Annotated in this window: 17 protein-coding genes; 3 read left to right on the forward strand and 14 right to left on the reverse strand. The window is 65.7% G+C overall.

Going from position 1 to position 14,275, the window contains the following annotated elements; all coding sequences use genetic code 11:
• Positions 1-367: 367 nt before the first annotated feature.
• The 5 genes from ALIDE2_RS13705 to ALIDE2_RS13725 all read right to left on the reverse strand — a co-directional run bounded on the left by ALIDE2_RS13705 (position 368) and on the right by ALIDE2_RS13725 (position 3,224).
• Positions 368-808 (reverse strand): thioesterase family protein, encoded by a 441-nt coding sequence (locus ALIDE2_RS13705; protein WP_013722314.1) that lies wholly within the window; start codon positions 806-808, stop codon positions 368-370.
• Between the two features lie 113 nt (positions 809-921).
• The gene (locus tag ALIDE2_RS24505; protein ID WP_238530016.1) at positions 922-1,455 is read right to left on the reverse strand and encodes a PD-(D/E)XK nuclease family protein; all 534 of its coding nucleotides are present in this window, start codon (positions 1,453-1,455) and stop codon (positions 922-924) included.
• Between the two features lie 11 nt (positions 1,456-1,466).
• Complete coding sequence (locus tag ALIDE2_RS25705; protein ID WP_337999167.1) at positions 1,467-1,949, reverse strand: CFI-box-CTERM domain-containing protein; 483 nt, start codon at positions 1,947-1,949, stop codon at positions 1,467-1,469.
• Positions 1,921-2,196, reverse strand: a complete 276-nt coding sequence (locus ALIDE2_RS13720) for a hypothetical protein (protein ID WP_013722317.1) — start codon at positions 2,194-2,196, stop codon at positions 1,921-1,923. The genes ALIDE2_RS25705 and ALIDE2_RS13720 overlap by 29 nt, the downstream gene beginning before the upstream one ends.
• Positions 2,193-3,224: a PRTRC system protein D gene (locus tag ALIDE2_RS13725; RefSeq protein ID WP_013722318.1), complete on the reverse strand. Its 1,032-nt coding sequence runs from the start codon at positions 3,222-3,224 to the stop codon at positions 2,193-2,195. Before ALIDE2_RS13725 ends, ALIDE2_RS13720 begins: the two co-directional genes overlap by 4 nt.
• 1,200 nt (positions 3,225-4,424) lie before the next feature.
• Between ALIDE2_RS13725 and ALIDE2_RS13730 the strand changes: the two genes are divergently transcribed.
• Positions 4,425-5,564 (forward strand): phage integrase N-terminal domain-containing protein, encoded by a 1,140-nt coding sequence (locus ALIDE2_RS13730; protein ID WP_013722319.1) that lies wholly within the window; start codon positions 4,425-4,427, stop codon positions 5,562-5,564.
• Between the two features lie 10 nt (positions 5,565-5,574).
• Here ALIDE2_RS13730 and ALIDE2_RS13735 read toward each other — a convergent pair whose 3' ends face one another.
• From ALIDE2_RS13735 to ALIDE2_RS13755, 5 genes are all read right to left on the reverse strand, one after another.
• Complete coding sequence (locus ALIDE2_RS13735; protein ID WP_013722320.1) at positions 5,575-5,904, reverse strand: H-NS histone family protein; 330 nt, start codon at positions 5,902-5,904, stop codon at positions 5,575-5,577.
• A 78-nt stretch (positions 5,905-5,982) separates the two neighbouring features.
• Positions 5,983-7,104: a PRTRC system ThiF family protein gene (locus tag ALIDE2_RS24510; protein WP_238530018.1), complete on the reverse strand. Its 1,122-nt coding sequence runs from the start codon at positions 7,102-7,104 to the stop codon at positions 5,983-5,985.
• Positions 7,105-7,139: 35 nt separating this feature from the next.
• Positions 7,140-7,847, reverse strand: coding sequence for a PRTRC system protein A (locus ALIDE2_RS13745; RefSeq protein WP_041701524.1), 708 nt, complete (start codon positions 7,845-7,847; stop codon positions 7,140-7,142).
• Positions 7,847-8,587, reverse strand: coding sequence for a PRTRC system protein B (locus tag ALIDE2_RS13750; RefSeq protein WP_013722323.1), 741 nt, complete (start codon positions 8,585-8,587; stop codon positions 7,847-7,849). Before ALIDE2_RS13750 ends, ALIDE2_RS13745 begins: the two co-directional genes overlap by 1 nt.
• A gap of 19 nt (positions 8,588-8,606) precedes the next feature.
• Complete coding sequence (locus ALIDE2_RS13755; RefSeq protein ID WP_041700940.1) at positions 8,607-8,894, reverse strand: PRTRC system protein F; 288 nt, start codon at positions 8,892-8,894, stop codon at positions 8,607-8,609.
• Between the two features lie 61 nt (positions 8,895-8,955).
• Between ALIDE2_RS13755 and ALIDE2_RS13760 the strand changes: the two genes are divergently transcribed.
• Both ALIDE2_RS13760 and ALIDE2_RS13765 read left to right on the forward strand, forming a co-directional pair.
• A complete protein-coding gene (locus tag ALIDE2_RS13760) occupies positions 8,956-10,086 on the forward strand; it encodes an IS630 family transposase (RefSeq protein ID WP_013721273.1) in 1,131 nt (376 codons plus the stop codon).
• Positions 10,052-10,345, forward strand: a complete 294-nt coding sequence (locus ALIDE2_RS13765; RefSeq protein WP_013721274.1) for a hypothetical protein — start codon at positions 10,052-10,054, stop codon at positions 10,343-10,345. The genes ALIDE2_RS13760 and ALIDE2_RS13765 overlap by 35 nt, the downstream gene beginning before the upstream one ends.
• Positions 10,346-10,361: 16 nt before the next feature.
• On the opposite strand, the gene ALIDE2_RS13770 is transcribed toward ALIDE2_RS13765, so the two are convergent.
• The 4 genes from ALIDE2_RS13770 to ALIDE2_RS13785 form a co-directional block, all read right to left on the reverse strand.
• On the reverse strand, positions 10,362-11,156 hold the full coding sequence (locus ALIDE2_RS13770; RefSeq protein WP_081471088.1) for a PRTRC system protein F: 795 nt from the start codon (positions 11,154-11,156) through the stop codon (positions 10,362-10,364).
• Positions 11,153-11,611: a PRTRC system protein C gene (locus ALIDE2_RS13775; protein ID WP_013722324.1), complete on the reverse strand. Its 459-nt coding sequence runs from the start codon at positions 11,609-11,611 to the stop codon at positions 11,153-11,155. Before ALIDE2_RS13775 ends, ALIDE2_RS13770 begins: the two co-directional genes overlap by 4 nt.
• A gap of 96 nt (positions 11,612-11,707) precedes the next feature.
• Positions 11,708-12,184: a PRTRC system protein E gene (locus tag ALIDE2_RS13780; protein WP_013722325.1), complete on the reverse strand. Its 477-nt coding sequence runs from the start codon at positions 12,182-12,184 to the stop codon at positions 11,708-11,710.
• A gap of 97 nt (positions 12,185-12,281) precedes the next feature.
• Positions 12,282-14,075 (reverse strand): PRTRC system ParB family protein, encoded by a 1,794-nt coding sequence (locus ALIDE2_RS13785; protein WP_013722326.1) that lies wholly within the window; start codon positions 14,073-14,075, stop codon positions 12,282-12,284.
• Positions 14,076-14,275: the final 200 nt, after the last annotated feature.

Below are 14,275 nucleotides of genomic sequence, written 5' to 3' on the forward strand. Positions count from 1 at the left end.
CGTCAGCAGTCATCCGGTGGCAGCCTTGAAAACAGCCTGGGCAGCATGCATGAGCTACGGATGCAGCACACCCAGCCTGGACCACGGAAAACCGCTCGGTACTGTAGGGCTTCCTGAACTGGCGCAGTTGCACTGCGGTCAGCGGGCCGTGGTCGGCTTCGTCTCATCGCAGGCGAGGCAACGCCAGCGGCAGGCGATCTAGGACACAATACCGCCGCCTTTCCATCGCCAACCGCCTTTATGCCCGTCCAGTTCACCATGCTCTTTCTCCTGGATGCCACTCACGACAGCTTGGTCAAAATCGCGCTGGCGCACCCGGATCTGTCCGATGACTAGCGGCACGAGCTCTGGATTGAAGCGAATTGGATTACCGGGCGGAAACGTTTACCTTGTGCGCGATCTTCGACTCGAGTGCGCTGCGATCGGCAGCCACAAACGTCACATGACCCTCGCACACCAGTTCATGAGAATCATGGGCGCGCACATTGAATGTCACGCTTCGGGGTCCCAATCGCTCAACCCATCCCGACAGACGAATCTCTGCGCCAGGAGGTATAGGTCCACGGTGTTCCAAGTGAATGCTGCGGCCCACGACAACCTCTCGTTCGTGGTCAACGTGCCGCTGCATTTCCTTGATGCAGATAGATTCGACGACGGCCACGAGATACCCCGTAGCGATGCACTCAATGAGCGTCTCAGCGTAACCACGCCCATGCGGCAACTGCGTGAACAACGAGCGGGCGGTTTGATGGGACGGAACGACATAGACCTCGTCGAAGGAGATCTGGCTGATGCTCTCATGGTTCATGGATCGGGATGGCTCGCGCCAGCGTGGATGATGACCAGAGCAATATCCCCGGCAATGCCCACACCAGTCCACGAAAAATCCTGCCCGAATTTCGAGCATTTCGCGATCAGGCCTTATCGGCGAACAGAAAGCCGGTCGCACTCCGACCGAAAGGCACATCCACTGCATGCATTTGGCGAACGCGCATAAGTCGGCTCAATACGTCCCTCCAGGATCGCTTCGCGGCGACGCACAAGGGCGACAATTTCCTCGACCCCCAGCAATTTCACACTCTGCGAACTGCGTGCGTGCCTGCCCGTCGGGCTTGCGAAGCTCACGAAGGCTTGTGGCTCGACGACCTCCCCGGTCTGTGCCTCGATCACCAATTTCTGCACCGACAGTTGGATTCGGTCAGTTTCATGAACACGAGCTGCCAGACGCGTCTTGAGTTCGACCAGTACCAACATGCCATTGGCACGACGGTACACACGATCGACCCTGGCAACGAGCCGCAAGGGGTGCCGCATGCGAAAGAGCCTCTCCATATAGGCCAGCTCGGCACCGACCAGCCCTCGCGGTCGGGAGGCCCGTTCGCCAGACCTATGGCGTCCCATCCATAGCCGCGCCAGCCACAGGACGAACGCAACGAAACCGGCGAGCACATACATGGCACACCATGTCATGGCAGCCCCCTGTCGCCCATCGCCTTCGCACACCAGGCAACCACGATGCGCAGTACGCATCGCACCCCGATCACTATCCCAGGCGATCGCGCCATGATGCGGCAGCCCATTGGTGCAACCCGGTAGTACGCCGCAACCAGGGCTCTCCCCCAGCACTGGCGCAAGAGCACCGCATCGCGGTACGCGCGAAGCACCTGCGTCTCCGATGCATCCGGGCCAAACACGAAGGTCGCCACGAAACACCGGCGATCCGCCGTCGCTGCCACGCCCTCTTCCCAGTACCGCTGGTGAGCCACCTGCCCTCGGGCCATGGCCTTTCGCTGCTTCGGGGTAGCCCGCTCCCCATGGAGATGGGCCAGCTGCACTCGCTTCTCGCAGAAGCCCATCTCGGCCAAATCCTTCGCGGCCACCTCGCCATGACGCCCCATTCCTTGTCTTGGCATTTGCACCTCACTCAGCCAGGCTCGGCCCGAACACATCGTTGGTCACGCCTGCGGAAGCCAGCACCTCGCGGCCCGCCGATGCCAGCACAGGGCGAGCACCATCGACGGCAAAGATTCCGTACTGCACCAGCAAGCCGTCGTAGGCCAGCACGCGCAGCCGGTTGACCCGCTTGCCACCTTTCGGAAATCGCACCAGCTCGTCATACAGCCGCGGGTTGTCCGCACGCGCCAGCTCGAACACCAGCCGAACCGGCTTGGAATCCTGTTGTGTGTTCCCGTTCATGCGATCTCCCCTGCCCCGCGGTCGCGGCCGGGAGCTATCGCGCTGGCGGCATAGTTCTGCCCGGCGAGCTGGAATCCGCGGACATTGGCGAACATCGGCTCCTTGACCTCGTGGATCCGGTGCTTCGGGAATGCCGCCTTCACCGCCTTCTTGAACAAGAAGGCACCACCGCCCACCAGAATGATGTTCTGCAGGCTCTCCGGCGTCTCGATCCACTGGCGCATCGTCGACACCGCTTGCTGCGCAACGCTCTCGGCCAGAGGCAAGTGCCGACCCATGTCGTAGGGTTTCTGGAAGATCACAGGCGACTTGCCGGAGCGCAAGGCCAGGTCGATGGCGTCGTAGTCGCGGTACGGTGAGCCGACATCCTTGGAGATCTCGGCTGCCAGCAGCCGCAGCACGTCCGACATGCCACGGTTGATCGAATGCGACTGCTTCTGCACTAGGCGCATGCCACGCGTGACCAACCAATCGAAGGTGCGAGAGCCAGGGTCGATCACCAGGCTCTGCTCGGTTCCGATGGTTGCCATCTTCTTGTGCTCGGCCGCGTAGTGGACCAAGGCACCCTGCGGTTGGGCAACGGCCATCGCCTTAGCGACGGTGACGGTCTTCCCGCCGCCTATCTGATGTTCTCCAGCCATGGTCTTTTCCAGCGCCGATTTCTTCAGCGAGAAGAGCGCCACCGGTAACCCGACGATCAGCAGATCGATGTGGGACACCTTCATCATGCTGAGCGCGCCGCGCAGCAGGGCCATGTATTCCGGTGACTCGGTGTACTCGTCGTGCAGCTGTTTGGCACGGAAGGTGTCGGCCGCCAGGCCGACGTCGGGTCCGACCTCGTAGAACAGCGGCCCGACCGGAATGCAGACGGTTTTGCGCCGTTCGCTGGCTGGCCAGTGAGGCGTCTCTCCGCTAGACGGATAGGCGACGGACGGAAAGCTGGCGCAGCGGATTTCGTTTCCCACGACGCCAGTGACGAATTTGGTGTTGCCGGACCCGACATCCACCGCTCGGACGATCAATTCCATGTGAGTGCTCCAAGTAAAGAACCATGTCGATCAGCATCGGCACGCCGATGCCTCCACGCCACGCGCAATCCGCTCGGAATGCCCCGCATTTCGGCATCAGGCTCTCTGTGCCGTCATCCGGGTGGAACGACAGCGACGATGCACTGACACCTGTCGCTGGCCTCTTCCTTCAAGACTTGCCCGTGTGTCACCACGGTCTCACTGCTTTGGCACTCGTCAACCCCGAACGCAAGCCACTGCCCCATTCAGCGGTGCTTGTCCCACACCCGCCTTGAGCGCCCCGTGTTGGACCAGAGGCAGGCGGTTCGCCTGTCAAGCCCGCATGCAGCCTCGCTCTGCCGCCCTGCGGGACACTAAATGGCCCCTATCAGGCCGTCGCGTCGGCGCAAGCGCCACCGGCAACCCAGGTTTCATGCCGTCGCATTGCCACGCCTGCATTGACCTGCAAGCCCCTTTCGTCATCCACTACAGGTTCCCGAGGGCCAACCTTGGCCCGCTCCATCAAGGAGCAGAAGGCGTCGCAGTCGTTACCTGCCCTTCAAGCCCCGGTCCTGAACCGGGGTGGCCGTCGCCCCCGAGGCGACCGCCCCGAGGTTCTCTTTCGTAGTGCATCTGCCTATGACCTTCGCCAGCCCTGTGGCTGGGCGCTCCCAGAAGCGCGTCAAGGCCATCGATCTCCCGACTTGGCACCCGATGCCGGCTCCCGATCCCGCCATTACTGAGCACGCGTGTTTCACGCCGCAAGCGGTTGTGCTTGCCCCCGAAGGGGCTCCCCGCTTGTCCCCGCTCAAACGCTCGACACCGCCCTGGACTTTCGCTCAGGGGCGGACCCATGCGCGCGGATGGCGCTGCGAATTCCAGGATTGATCCACCAGATAGCGCGAGACCTGATCTCGGCGCCGATGCGACTGTTTGCCCTCGAGGCAGCAGTGCGTCACCAGCCTCCGCCGTTGCAGAAATGCATATGCGGAGCCGGATCACACGTTTTCATTTTTAAGACCGACCGAGCTGGCCCTGCACGCGCATGTGGCTGGCGCAACCCCTGGGTCGGTGGCGCATGCCGTGGTCGCGTGCGCCGCCGTGATGAATCGACCTCCCGCACCAGCGGCTGACGGAATCCGTCGCTGGTGCCGACCTTCCCGGATTCCTGCCAGTGCGCCGTTCGGGCGGCGTGTTGTCCCCTTTGATTTGGAAAGCACCATGACGAACCCTTCCACTCAGTCAACCAATCCCATCAGCGCGAGGCGCATACCCGGCACAGATCGGCCGCGCCGGCAAGCCTGGATAGACAAAACACCCCAGGAAATCCTCGCCCGACTGCGGCCCGGCCATGCCGATCCCATGCGCGTGCTGGAGACACTGATCGAGCTGTTCAACACCCGGCACACGGCGCGCGAGAAAACCGTCTCGCACAAGACCCGCGCCGAGCGCGCCCGCTTCCTGCGGCGTTTCTTCCTCGACCTCAAGCTGAAAGCTGGCTTCCACACCATGCCGGATCCGCGCAACCTGGGGCAGAAGCATCTGCACGCGATGGTGCAGGTGTGGCAGCGCGAGCATCTGGCACCCGCGACAATTCAGACCTACCTGTCTTTCCTGCGCGGATTGGCATCCTGGATGAACAAGCCCGGCCTCGTGCTACTTCCGGTGCGCTATGGCTTGTGCCTGGAGGAATACCAGCGCCATGAGTACGCCCAGCACGACAAAAGCTGGAGCGCGCACGGCATCGATGTGGAAGCCATCCTCGCCCAGGTCACGCAGTACGACGCACGGATCGCGGCCTCGATGCGGCTGATGCACACGCTGGCGCTGCGGCGCAAGGAATCGGTGATGTTCCGCCCCTTCGAGCACGTCGCGCCCTTCGAGGACACGGGCCTGCCTGCCGAGCGCCGCAAGGCGGATGAGTACGTATGGATCAAGGGCAAGGGTGGGCGCGTGCGGTGGATTGCGCTGGAAACGGAGCAGCAGCGGGCATCGGTGGCACTGGCGCGCGCGCTGGTCACCAGCCGCGACGCCCACCTGGGCCACCCAGCGCTCGACCTGAAGCGCAATCTGCGCCGACTCGACTACGCTCTGGAGAAATTCGGAATCACGAAACGTCTGGCGGGCACCACGGGGCATGGACTGCGCCATGGCAATGTGAACGATCTGTACGAAAGCATTGCAGGCGTGCCGTCGCCCGTGCGCGGGGGCGGAACCGTGGCCGTCCATGTGGACCGTGCGGCACGGCTGGCCGTGTCCGAGCGGGCCGGCCATTCAAGGGCCAGGGCTTCCGGGGCCTATATAGGGGCGGTACTGCCGAAGCAACCCATGGGCAGCCGAGGCCCAACTGCCCTCCTTTGAAAAACCCGTGTCAGGCGACGCGCAGATCGGCCTCGGTCTTGCCGCTAGCCAGCGCCTCGGCGAACCATCGGGGCTTGGGGCCGAAGCCTGACCATGTGTGGCCCGCATCGTCCTTGAACTTGACGCGACCAGCTTCGGGACTGGGCTTCTTGGCACTACCGGACGCCTTGCGCGAGGCACCGCCCAATCCCAAGTCGGCGGCCGTGATGCCGTAATAGGCGATAGCCTCTTTCATGCGGGCAACCACCCCTGCCTTCTCTGCAACGCGGGTTTCCTCCCGCTCCCTTTGCAGCTTGGCAATCTCTGCGTCGATTTCTAGAGCCGTCCGTTTGCGAACCATAGCAGTCTCTGGATATTGAGTGCGCGGAATTGCGCGGTCATGCGGGGCAAGGCATGGTGACCCAACCGCACTGCGAGTCTATAGAAGTATGCATCCGGCTCGGTTTGGGAGTCCATCCGGCCAGTCAATCACAGTGACGGCGATACGTCGAAGTCCTCGTCGGGATAGATCGCCGCGCCGCGCGGGCGTATTCCGCCCGCTTCCACTTCGTCCTCGGACAGGCCGAAGCGCGACAACGCTGCGCAGCGCGCCAGTGCTTCGGTGGACTCGCCCACCTTTCCGATATGGACGGCCTCTCCGTCGCGCACAACGCGCACATTCCATTGCTGCATGCTCATTCGGCTTCTGCCTCCGTGATAGTCCTGGATTCGGACTGGTTAGATTCACTGCCCTCATGGCAGAACCCGAAGCGCGCCCAGGTGCGCGGATCAACTTCGATGGGCCTGCGCGCTTGGAGTCGAGATTGACCACCACCCCGTGCTGCGCGAGCCGCCCCCTGGAAAACAGTTCGTAGAGCAGTTGCGCCGCGAAGCGCACCGCCACGTCGTTGACGAACAGCCCCTGGGATGCCAGCGACATGCGAACCGAGCAGGACGGCTGGTTGTCCTCGGGTGCCGTGTCGTCAAGCAGTTCTGGAAACAGTTCAGTCACGCACGGCAGCCGCGGCCCCGTTGCCCGCGGGTCCAATGCCATCCCGCCTTCGGGCTGGCCGAGCACCACCTGCGCCGTGGCTTCCGTGTTGCCCAGGTCCAGCCAGTAGCGGTAGCGGCTGGTGTCCCTCCAAGCAATGCGGTGCAGCGCACCCCGCGCCGAGCGGCTGTCCACGCAACTGATCAGCATGTCCGTGCCCGCCCAGTAGCGCTGGCCATTCACATGCTCCTCGTAGCGCATCGGGAGGGCGTCCCAGTCCAGGCCGTAGAACTGATTCAGGCGGTGGATGGTGACCAACGCCTTGTGCCTGCCGATGTCGGCGGCGCTGTAGAGTTGCCGCCCGACATTCGCTTCGCTGACGCGGTCGGCGTCGAAGGCGGTAACGTGCAGGCCGTAGGGATGGCCCAGGGCGCGCATCGCAATGTCCAGGCGCGCGAGGCACGCCGCCATCTGCGCGCCGTTGCCGCCCACGCCGACCAGATGCACCGCAACGCGGCTTTCCAGCAACTTCGGATGAATCAGGTGTTCCACCAGCGTCTCCAGTTCCATGTCCTGCCGTCAGTTTCTCGCGGGGAGGATGGCTTTCAAGCGCGGTGCCAGCGTCGCACCAAGCGCAGCGCCCAGCCATCGCGGCCTGCACCGGGCTCCCCTTCATCCGACATGGATGCCAGCGCCTGCGGCCCCTGCCACGGATGGTGCGGCAGTGATTTGTAGAGGCCGTTGATCACCAGCCGGAAGCACGCCACCGGCGCGGGCTGGTCCAGCAGCCCGAACACCCCGGCCACCTTGATGCCCTGGTCGTCCCGGTCATCGTCGGCCGACCAGAAGGCCGGGCCGCGGCCATGCGTGTGCAAGTCCACCGCTACCGTCTCGTCACTGGCCATCGGCGGCCTGCGGTAGTCGATGCGCACAGGCGAGGCACGTTCGGCCTCGCAGATCGCCAAGCGCAGCCGCCCGGTGCTGCGCGAGTAGATCAGCGCCCCGGCGACCTCATCGGGCAGGTGCTCCCGCGCATGGGCCACGAATTCCTCGATCATCCTGATCGGCAATTGCCCGAAGCTGAACCGCAAGCGCTCTTCCACCTCCCCGTAGGGCAGGCGCATCGCAGGGGGCTCCAGCCCCAAGGCGGTGATGCTGTCGAGCCAGTCCAGCCGGGTCTGCACGAACCAGCCATTGCGGGCGACCACGATGCGCTGGCCGTTGGCCATGTCCGGCAGCGCGCCGAAGCGCGGAGCAGCCACCACGGGACAGGCGGCGAGCAGGGCCTGGTCCCTGGGGTCCATCGTGTGCATCATGGGGCCTCCGGTTCGCCGAGCAGTTGGCCCAGCGTGGTCTTGGTATCGACCAGCACCCGTTCGGGAAAGCGGTTGAAGCGCTGGTTCAGCATGTCGCGCCAGAATGCATAGGAACCGCCCCGGTAGTTCAGCAGCTTGCCCGCCACGTTGGGGTGCGTGAAGTAGGAGTGGAAGAACGCATCGTTCCAGGCACCGATCTTCTCCACGGTCGTTCCCTCGGGCACCGGCACGTTGCCCTGGCAGATGTGGCCGTGGACATTGACGTTGAAGAACGGAGCCTGGAACAGCGGCGTGCCCAGCGTCGGGCGGCGGCTGCCCTTGACCGCCCACACCCGCCACGCTCGGCTGGAGGCCCCGAAAACCAACCCCGGCAGCGGCACCGCCTCACCGCGCTCGCCACCGCCGAAGGATTCAGCATGGTCGGTGCCCACGCGGAACGCGATATGCCTGCGCGCCGGTGGTGCCCACCACACCAGCACGTCGCCATGCACGTAAAGCACCGTCTCCGGCAGAAAGCCGCCGTGCGCGGCCCGCTGGAGCAAGGCCGAGGCCAGTTCCCGCGCCGCCTGGGCGGTCATGGCCCGTCCCGCGCCGATGACCGGCGCACCGTCCACGGTCAGAACCTCATGCACGGTGGCAAGCGCGCCACCCGAGCGTCCGTGGTACAGCAGCACGGCCTGATCCAGCGTCAGCACGTCGTCCGTGGGTGTGTGGATAGAAAACTCCGCTTCGCTCATCTTCGATGACCACCTGCTGTCAGTGTCCAGCGGATAGCGCGTGGATCAAGCGGTCGATCAGTCCGATCGCCTTGAAGCGCTGGCCCATGCGGTGGAACCACGCCCCGAGCGCACCGGGGTCGTTCATCGGAATCTGCGCCTCGCCCATGCGGTCGCAGAACTCAGCCTGATGCTCCATCTGGAGCAGGTCGTCGTAGATGCGCGTGGTCACATCGCCCTCGTCCCAGGACAGCACCGCGCCGAAGCCGATGTACTCGCCGTCCATGTCGGGCCGGAACTCGTCGGTGATCGTCAGGCGCGACAGCACTAGTACAACATCCCGTAAATATGTTTTCTATAAGGGGTTTTTGATGTAAGCTCGACGCCTCATGAGGCGAGGCCGTCGAGCACAAGTTGTCAAGCTGTCAAAGAAGGAGCGCGAGGCGCTCGAAGCGTTGGTGCGCCAGAGCACGGCAGCCCAGCGCGACGTCGTGCGAGCCAAGATCGCGCTGATGGCCGACGAGGGTCTGACGACGGCGGCGATCGCTGCGTCGCTGGGCCTGTCGCTGCCCAGCGTGTCGAAGTGGCGCAGCCGCGTGGCGAGCCAAGGCATGGCGGGGCTGCGTGAGGTCCAGCGTCCCGGGCGACCGCGGCGCATCGCTGACGCGCAGCGGCTGCAACTGCTGGCCCTGGCGTGCGAGCCGGCCGAAGGTCTTGGCCGGGCCACGCCGACGCTGAATGAGTTGTGCGAGCGCGCCGTGCAGCGCGGGGTCGTGCCGCACATCAGCCGCAGTCACCTGCAGCGCATCTTGCAAGCCGGCGATGTGCGCCCGCACCGCGTGCGGCAGTGGCTGCACAGTCCTGACCCGCAGTTTCGCGAGAAGGTCAACGCCATCTGTGAGTTGTACCGCCAGCAGCCCTTGGGTTCGGTGGTGCTGAGCATCGACGAGAAGACCGGCATCCAGGCGATCGAGCGCAAGCATGCCGACCGCGCCCCGCAGCCTGGGCGCGCACGCCGCCGCGAATTCGAGTACATCCGGCATGGCACGCAGGCGCTGACGGCCGCGCTGGACGTGCATTCCGGCCGGGTGCTGGGCCGCTGCACCGACAGACGCACCCAGGACGATCTGGTGGCCTTCATGGAGGAGGTGGCATGCGCCTATCCCCAGGGCACCGTGCACGTCATCTGGGACAACCTGAACACGCACCGCGCGCAGGCGGTGTGGGCTGATTTCAACAGCCGGCACGGTGAGCGCTTCGTCTTTCACTTCACGCCGCTGCATGCCAGTTGGGTCAACCAGATCGAACTGCTGTTCGGCATCTACTCGCGCCGCGTCCTGCGCCACGCCAGCCATACCTCCACCCAGCATCTGCGCCAGCGCACCGAGGCCTTCATCGCACAGCGCAACGTCTCGCCCAAGCCGTTCAAGTGGACGTTCGCCGGCTTCGAGCTGCAAACTGGCGAACCCAGGAGGTTCACCCGCCATGCCCACACCCCTCGCCCAAGCAAGCGCCGCTGAGCTGCAGCGCCATCTCGCCGAATTCACCGGCCGCACCGCGGCCCATGTGCGTCCCTATGGCAAGCACCTGCTGATCCAGATGCACCGCGACGACGACGTCGATACCGTGGCACGCTTGAGCGAGGTCGCTCGCAACAAGTACACGGCAGCGTTTCGCAGCCACACCGGCCGCTGGGAGCCTTTGCCGGCCCCCGCTGCCGACCTGAAGCAGACCGCCGAGCTCGTCGCCACTCTCCTGGCGTCCTATCTTGAATCCTGAAATACATAAATGTATTTCAGGGATGTTGTACTAGCGCATCGGCGGCGATCTGGCGCATCCGCGGGTCGGTGAGCGTCTTGGCCGCATGCCGCAGGTTGCACGGTTTCCACGCCTTCTTGCCCTTGAACCGCCGCTCGCCCTTGCCGGGCAGTGAGAGCCAGCTCCGCGCCCACTCGGGGTAGGAAGCATCCAGCTTACCGCGCGTGACCATTTCCTCGCGCATGGCGTCGCGTTCGGCTTCGTCGCAGTCCTCGCACATCATGTCCAGGGCGGCTTCCTCGTCCATTTCGCCCTGCCAGTACACGTAGGACGCCACGTCGCAGGCGATGTCGGGGGTGAACAGCGGGTACACATGGCGACTCTGGTCGCGCAGCACTTGCAGAACCGTGGCCCCCAGGTGCGGCATGGCGGCATTGAGCGCCTCCAGGCCCTCGCCCACGGCCCACTCCGCCTCGCGGTATTCGCACCAGTACACGTCGAGTTGGGCGTAGGCGGTCTGCCGCTCGCCGCGCATCGCCGGGCGGTGGCCATGCTCATCCAGCACACCGACCGCGAAACGCGGCTCCAGGCACTGTAGCGGCCCGACCTGCCGCTTGACCCAGGCATCGATGGCGCGCTCGCACGCCTTGAGCGGGTCGGACTCACTCTCCGGCAAGTCCCCTTCGCGCACCGCGCCCGCCTCGATCAGGAAGCGGCACAGCGCCGCGTTGGCCCGAGCCTGGGAGTTCGATGCGACGGTCAGCGGCACCCCTGCGCCCAGGCCCGGCAACGCCAGGAACGGCGAACAGGGCAAGACGGTGAGCGCCTTCATGGCAGTGGAACCAGCATGTCGCTGGTGGCGCTGGCCCGGTGGACAGAGGCGGCGTGGTGCTGCTCCTCCAGCATCCGGTGCGCGAACTGGCTCCAGGCCGACGAACGGGTCTGCACGCTGCGACGCGACAAGGCGCGGGACAGCTTGCCCGTCGCACCCAGGTTGCCGCGCTCCACGGCCTGCACACGTTCCAGCAGCGCCGCGAGGCGTGGGCCGGATGGTGCTTGCCGCACGGCGTCATGGGTGCCCGCGCCCTTGGTGCCCACGGCCTTGCGAAAAACAAAGTCCTGCCGTCCGTTGCCGACCTCGCCCGCCTCGACCTCGGCGCTGACGAGTTCGGGAAACTGGGCGCTGTAGAGGTCGCGCACCTCGCGTGGCGCGAGGCCGGGCACGTCCGGCAGCAGGATGCCGTTGTAGGTGAAGGTGCGCACGATGGGGGTGACTTCGATCGACATGGGGATAACTCCTTGGGTTCGGATGCGGCCACCACGGCGATGGCCTTGCACTCAGTCTCTCGCCGTGTGCCACCGGCGCAAGGGCGCTGCGCCGGTTCATCCGAACAGGTCGAAGGACTGGCCACTGCCCGCCGTCGCGGGCTGCGGCGCGGCCTCCCCGCCGCCGTCCACCCCATCGTCATCGTCCCGCAGGGCCGGGCTGGCAGTGGCCGTGGATGCCGGGGCGGGCTTGGCGGCGGGCGACTTGGGCGCTGCGGCCTTGGCCGTCGCATCACTGGCCTTCTTGACCGATGCCGCCTTGGCCGCCTCGATCACTTCCTTGGTGGCCTCGGCCTGCTGTGCGAGGCTGCGCCGGACTTCGCGGTAGCCGCGCAGCGCGTCGATGAAGCCTGCGTCGAATTCCTGCGGGGTGGCCGTCAGGCTCAGGGGTTGGGCCAGCGCGGGCTCGCCCGCGTCCTTCCTGGGCTTGGGAATCACGTTGACCGTCAGGCGGCCGGATTTCTCGTCGGCGCTCACCGTCATGGTGAGCGTGGCGCTGCAAGCCAGCGCGAACAATTCCTCGAACATCGTCATGTCATGCTCCTTGGGGGAATGGGGGGACATGGCCCGTGCGGGGCCGTCCAGACCATGCTAGAACCGGCTCCCCTGCTGTCCAGGGGCTGCCCCGGCATCAGACCAGGGCCGGTTCTGGCTGCGGTTCGGCTACGGCACCGCTGGTCTCGGAGCCTTCCACTTCATCCGCTTCGCCGCTTCCGTTTTGCGCTTCATCGGCCAGGATCGGCTGGCGCGGATAGCACATCACGGCGGGCACGGTGCCTTGGTAGGCGAACCCCGGCACCTTGAGCAAGGCCGCGATGAACTCCTGCTTCTTGCCCGAGCGCGCCACCTTGAAGCCCGAGCCCATCGCCTTCTTCAACCCCACCTCGGCCGCGAGACTCTCCAGCTCGCTCATCGTGAACAGGTCAAGGAATGCCTTGTCCCACTGGAAGTACCGGCCTTCATCGACCTCGGCGTAGTTCAGGAGAAGCTCCAGGTCGCTAGTGCTGACGCCGAAGGCGGCGGACGCGGTGGCGGCCTGCAAGAGCCGCTCCAGTTGCGCCTCGGGTGCAGCATCCGCGCGTTGCAGCCCGCCCCGCACGCCGAAACCAGCACGTCCGGGCTGGCCCGCAATCCGCTCGAAGGCGTTGCGGAACTGCGCCTCGCGCAGATCGGCACCGCGCCCGGCCAGCGCCAGGGCGATCAGCACGCGCTGGCTGCGCTGCGGTTCGGCCATCAGGGCCTTGGCCAGCCATTTGCGCCACTCCGTCAGGCGGTGCGCCGCCACGCGCTGCGGGGTCTGGTTCGCTGGTGCGACGGCTGCGGATTTCGCAGCGCTCTTGTTCCTTTTGCCAGCCTTCGCACTCCCCTTGCCCGCTGCCTCGGCCACTGCCGCCTGCGCGTCGCGCTGCGCCTTGCGCCACAGGGCGACCTTCTGGCTGTTGCATGCGGCATCGAAGCACAGCGACCGTGTGACCTCGCCGTAGCTGCCCGGCATCGCGGACACCGAACAGCCGAAGGACTGGCACCCCTGGCAGGAGGTGTACTGCGGGGCACCGACACCCAGGTCGCCCTCGGCTGTCAGCGGCAGCGGCGTGAAGCCGTCGGACGCCTTCACGATGCGGATGACCGGGAACTCGTCGCGCAGGGCATCGGCCCGGGCCTGGACCGCCTGCAAGGTCAGTTCCTCGAAATGGCTCGGGTGCTGGCAGTAGCCCTCGCCCAGGGATTCGGCGAACAGGCCCGCCTGCCGCGCCGAGTTGTGCGCGCAGCCGCCGCACTGCGCCGTGTCGAAGATCGCATCGGCCAGCCGACGCGCATAGCGACCCAACTGCGCCTTGAGCACGGCCACCGGCACCTTCTGCGCCAGGATGCCCTCGAGCACGGTGTCCTGCTTGTCGGGGGGAATGCCCGAGAGCAGTTCGGCGTGGCCGAGCAGGATGGTGCGGCTGGTCAGCGCCTGCAGCACGGCAGGCGTACAGGCCAGCAGCGCCAGCCGCCGCTCCAGCACGTCGGGCGACCAGCCCATGAGGCGGGCGGTTTCCTCCTTGTCGCCGCGCTGGCGCAGGAGCTGGCGCTGGGCCGCATGGGCTTCCTCGGCGGGTGACATGTCCTCGCGGTGATAGTTCTCGATCACCGACATGGCCTCGGCGGTCTCGTCGCTGGCGTCCTTGATGACCACGGGCATGTCGTAGCCGTCTCCGAATACGTTCCTGGCGGCACGCCAGCGGCGTTCGCCCGCGATGATTTCGTAGCGGTCGGTGCCCGGAATCGGCCTCACGACAATGGGTTCGAGCACGCCGACGGCGCGGATGCCCTCCTCCAGTTCGGCCATCTTGTCGGGATCGAAGTACGTGCGCGGGTTCCTGCCCTGGACGATCCGGCGGATCGGCAAGGTGGGCTGACTCGGGTGGGGGGTATCGGTCACGGTGCCTCCTGTCTGCATCGGGTGGGATGCAGCCATGCTCCCGCGGCCCGGCTCACCTTCAAGGGTGCTCGCGCCCCTCGTCGACGGGCGATCGAACCATCTCCACCCAGGCCTGCAGCGCCAGGACCAGTTCGGCGCGGGCCGCTTGCTTCCGCAAGTGGAAAGTCACGTCGCCGGGCGCATTCAAGTCCTGCCTGCGT

Source organism: Alicycliphilus denitrificans K601, from assembly GCF_000204645.1.
Taxonomy (GTDB): Bacteria; Pseudomonadota; Gammaproteobacteria; order Burkholderiales; family Burkholderiaceae_C; genus Alicycliphilus; species Alicycliphilus denitrificans.

Excerpts from the sequence above, each read along its gene's own strand:
- ALIDE2_RS13720 (WP_013722317.1), bottom strand. The coding sequence starts at position 2,196 with ATGAACGGGAACACACAACAGGATTCCAAGCCGGTTCGGCTGGTGTTC.
- ALIDE2_RS24510 (WP_238530018.1), bottom strand. The coding sequence starts at position 7,104 with ATGGAACTGGAGACGCTGGTGGAACACCTGATTCATCCGAAGTTGCTG.
- ALIDE2_RS13750 (WP_013722323.1), bottom strand. The coding sequence starts at position 8,587 with ATGAGCGAAGCGGAGTTTTCTATCCACACACCCACGGACGACGTGCTG.
- ALIDE2_RS13765 (WP_013721274.1), top strand. The coding sequence starts at position 10,052 with ATGCCCACACCCCTCGCCCAAGCAAGCGCCGCTGAGCTGCAGCGCCAT.
- ALIDE2_RS13775 (WP_013722324.1), bottom strand. The coding sequence starts at position 11,611 with ATGTCGATCGAAGTCACCCCCATCGTGCGCACCTTCACCTACAACGGC.
- ALIDE2_RS13745 (WP_041701524.1), bottom strand. The coding sequence starts at position 7,847 with ATGCACACGATGGACCCCAGGGACCAGGCCCTGCTCGCCGCCTGTCCC.
- ALIDE2_RS25705 (WP_337999167.1), bottom strand. The coding sequence starts at position 1,949 with ATGTGTTCGGGCCGAGCCTGGCTGAGTGAGGTGCAAATGCCAAGACAA.
- ALIDE2_RS13735 (WP_013722320.1), bottom strand. The coding sequence starts at position 5,904 with ATGGTTCGCAAACGGACGGCTCTAGAAATCGACGCAGAGATTGCCAAG.
- ALIDE2_RS24505 (WP_238530016.1), bottom strand. The coding sequence starts at position 1,455 with ATGTATGTGCTCGCCGGTTTCGTTGCGTTCGTCCTGTGGCTGGCGCGG.
- ALIDE2_RS13705 (WP_013722314.1), bottom strand. The coding sequence starts at position 808 with ATGAACCATGAGAGCATCAGCCAGATCTCCTTCGACGAGGTCTATGTC.
- ALIDE2_RS13730 (WP_013722319.1), top strand. The coding sequence starts at position 4,425 with ATGACGAACCCTTCCACTCAGTCAACCAATCCCATCAGCGCGAGGCGC.
- ALIDE2_RS13770 (WP_081471088.1), bottom strand. The coding sequence starts at position 11,156 with ATGAAGGCGCTCACCGTCTTGCCCTGTTCGCCGTTCCTGGCGTTGCCG.
- ALIDE2_RS13780 (WP_013722325.1), bottom strand. The coding sequence starts at position 12,184 with ATGACGATGTTCGAGGAATTGTTCGCGCTGGCTTGCAGCGCCACGCTC.
- ALIDE2_RS13760 (WP_013721273.1), top strand. The coding sequence starts at position 8,956 with ATGAGGCGAGGCCGTCGAGCACAAGTTGTCAAGCTGTCAAAGAAGGAG.
- ALIDE2_RS13725 (WP_013722318.1), bottom strand. The coding sequence starts at position 3,224 with ATGGAATTGATCGTCCGAGCGGTGGATGTCGGGTCCGGCAACACCAAA.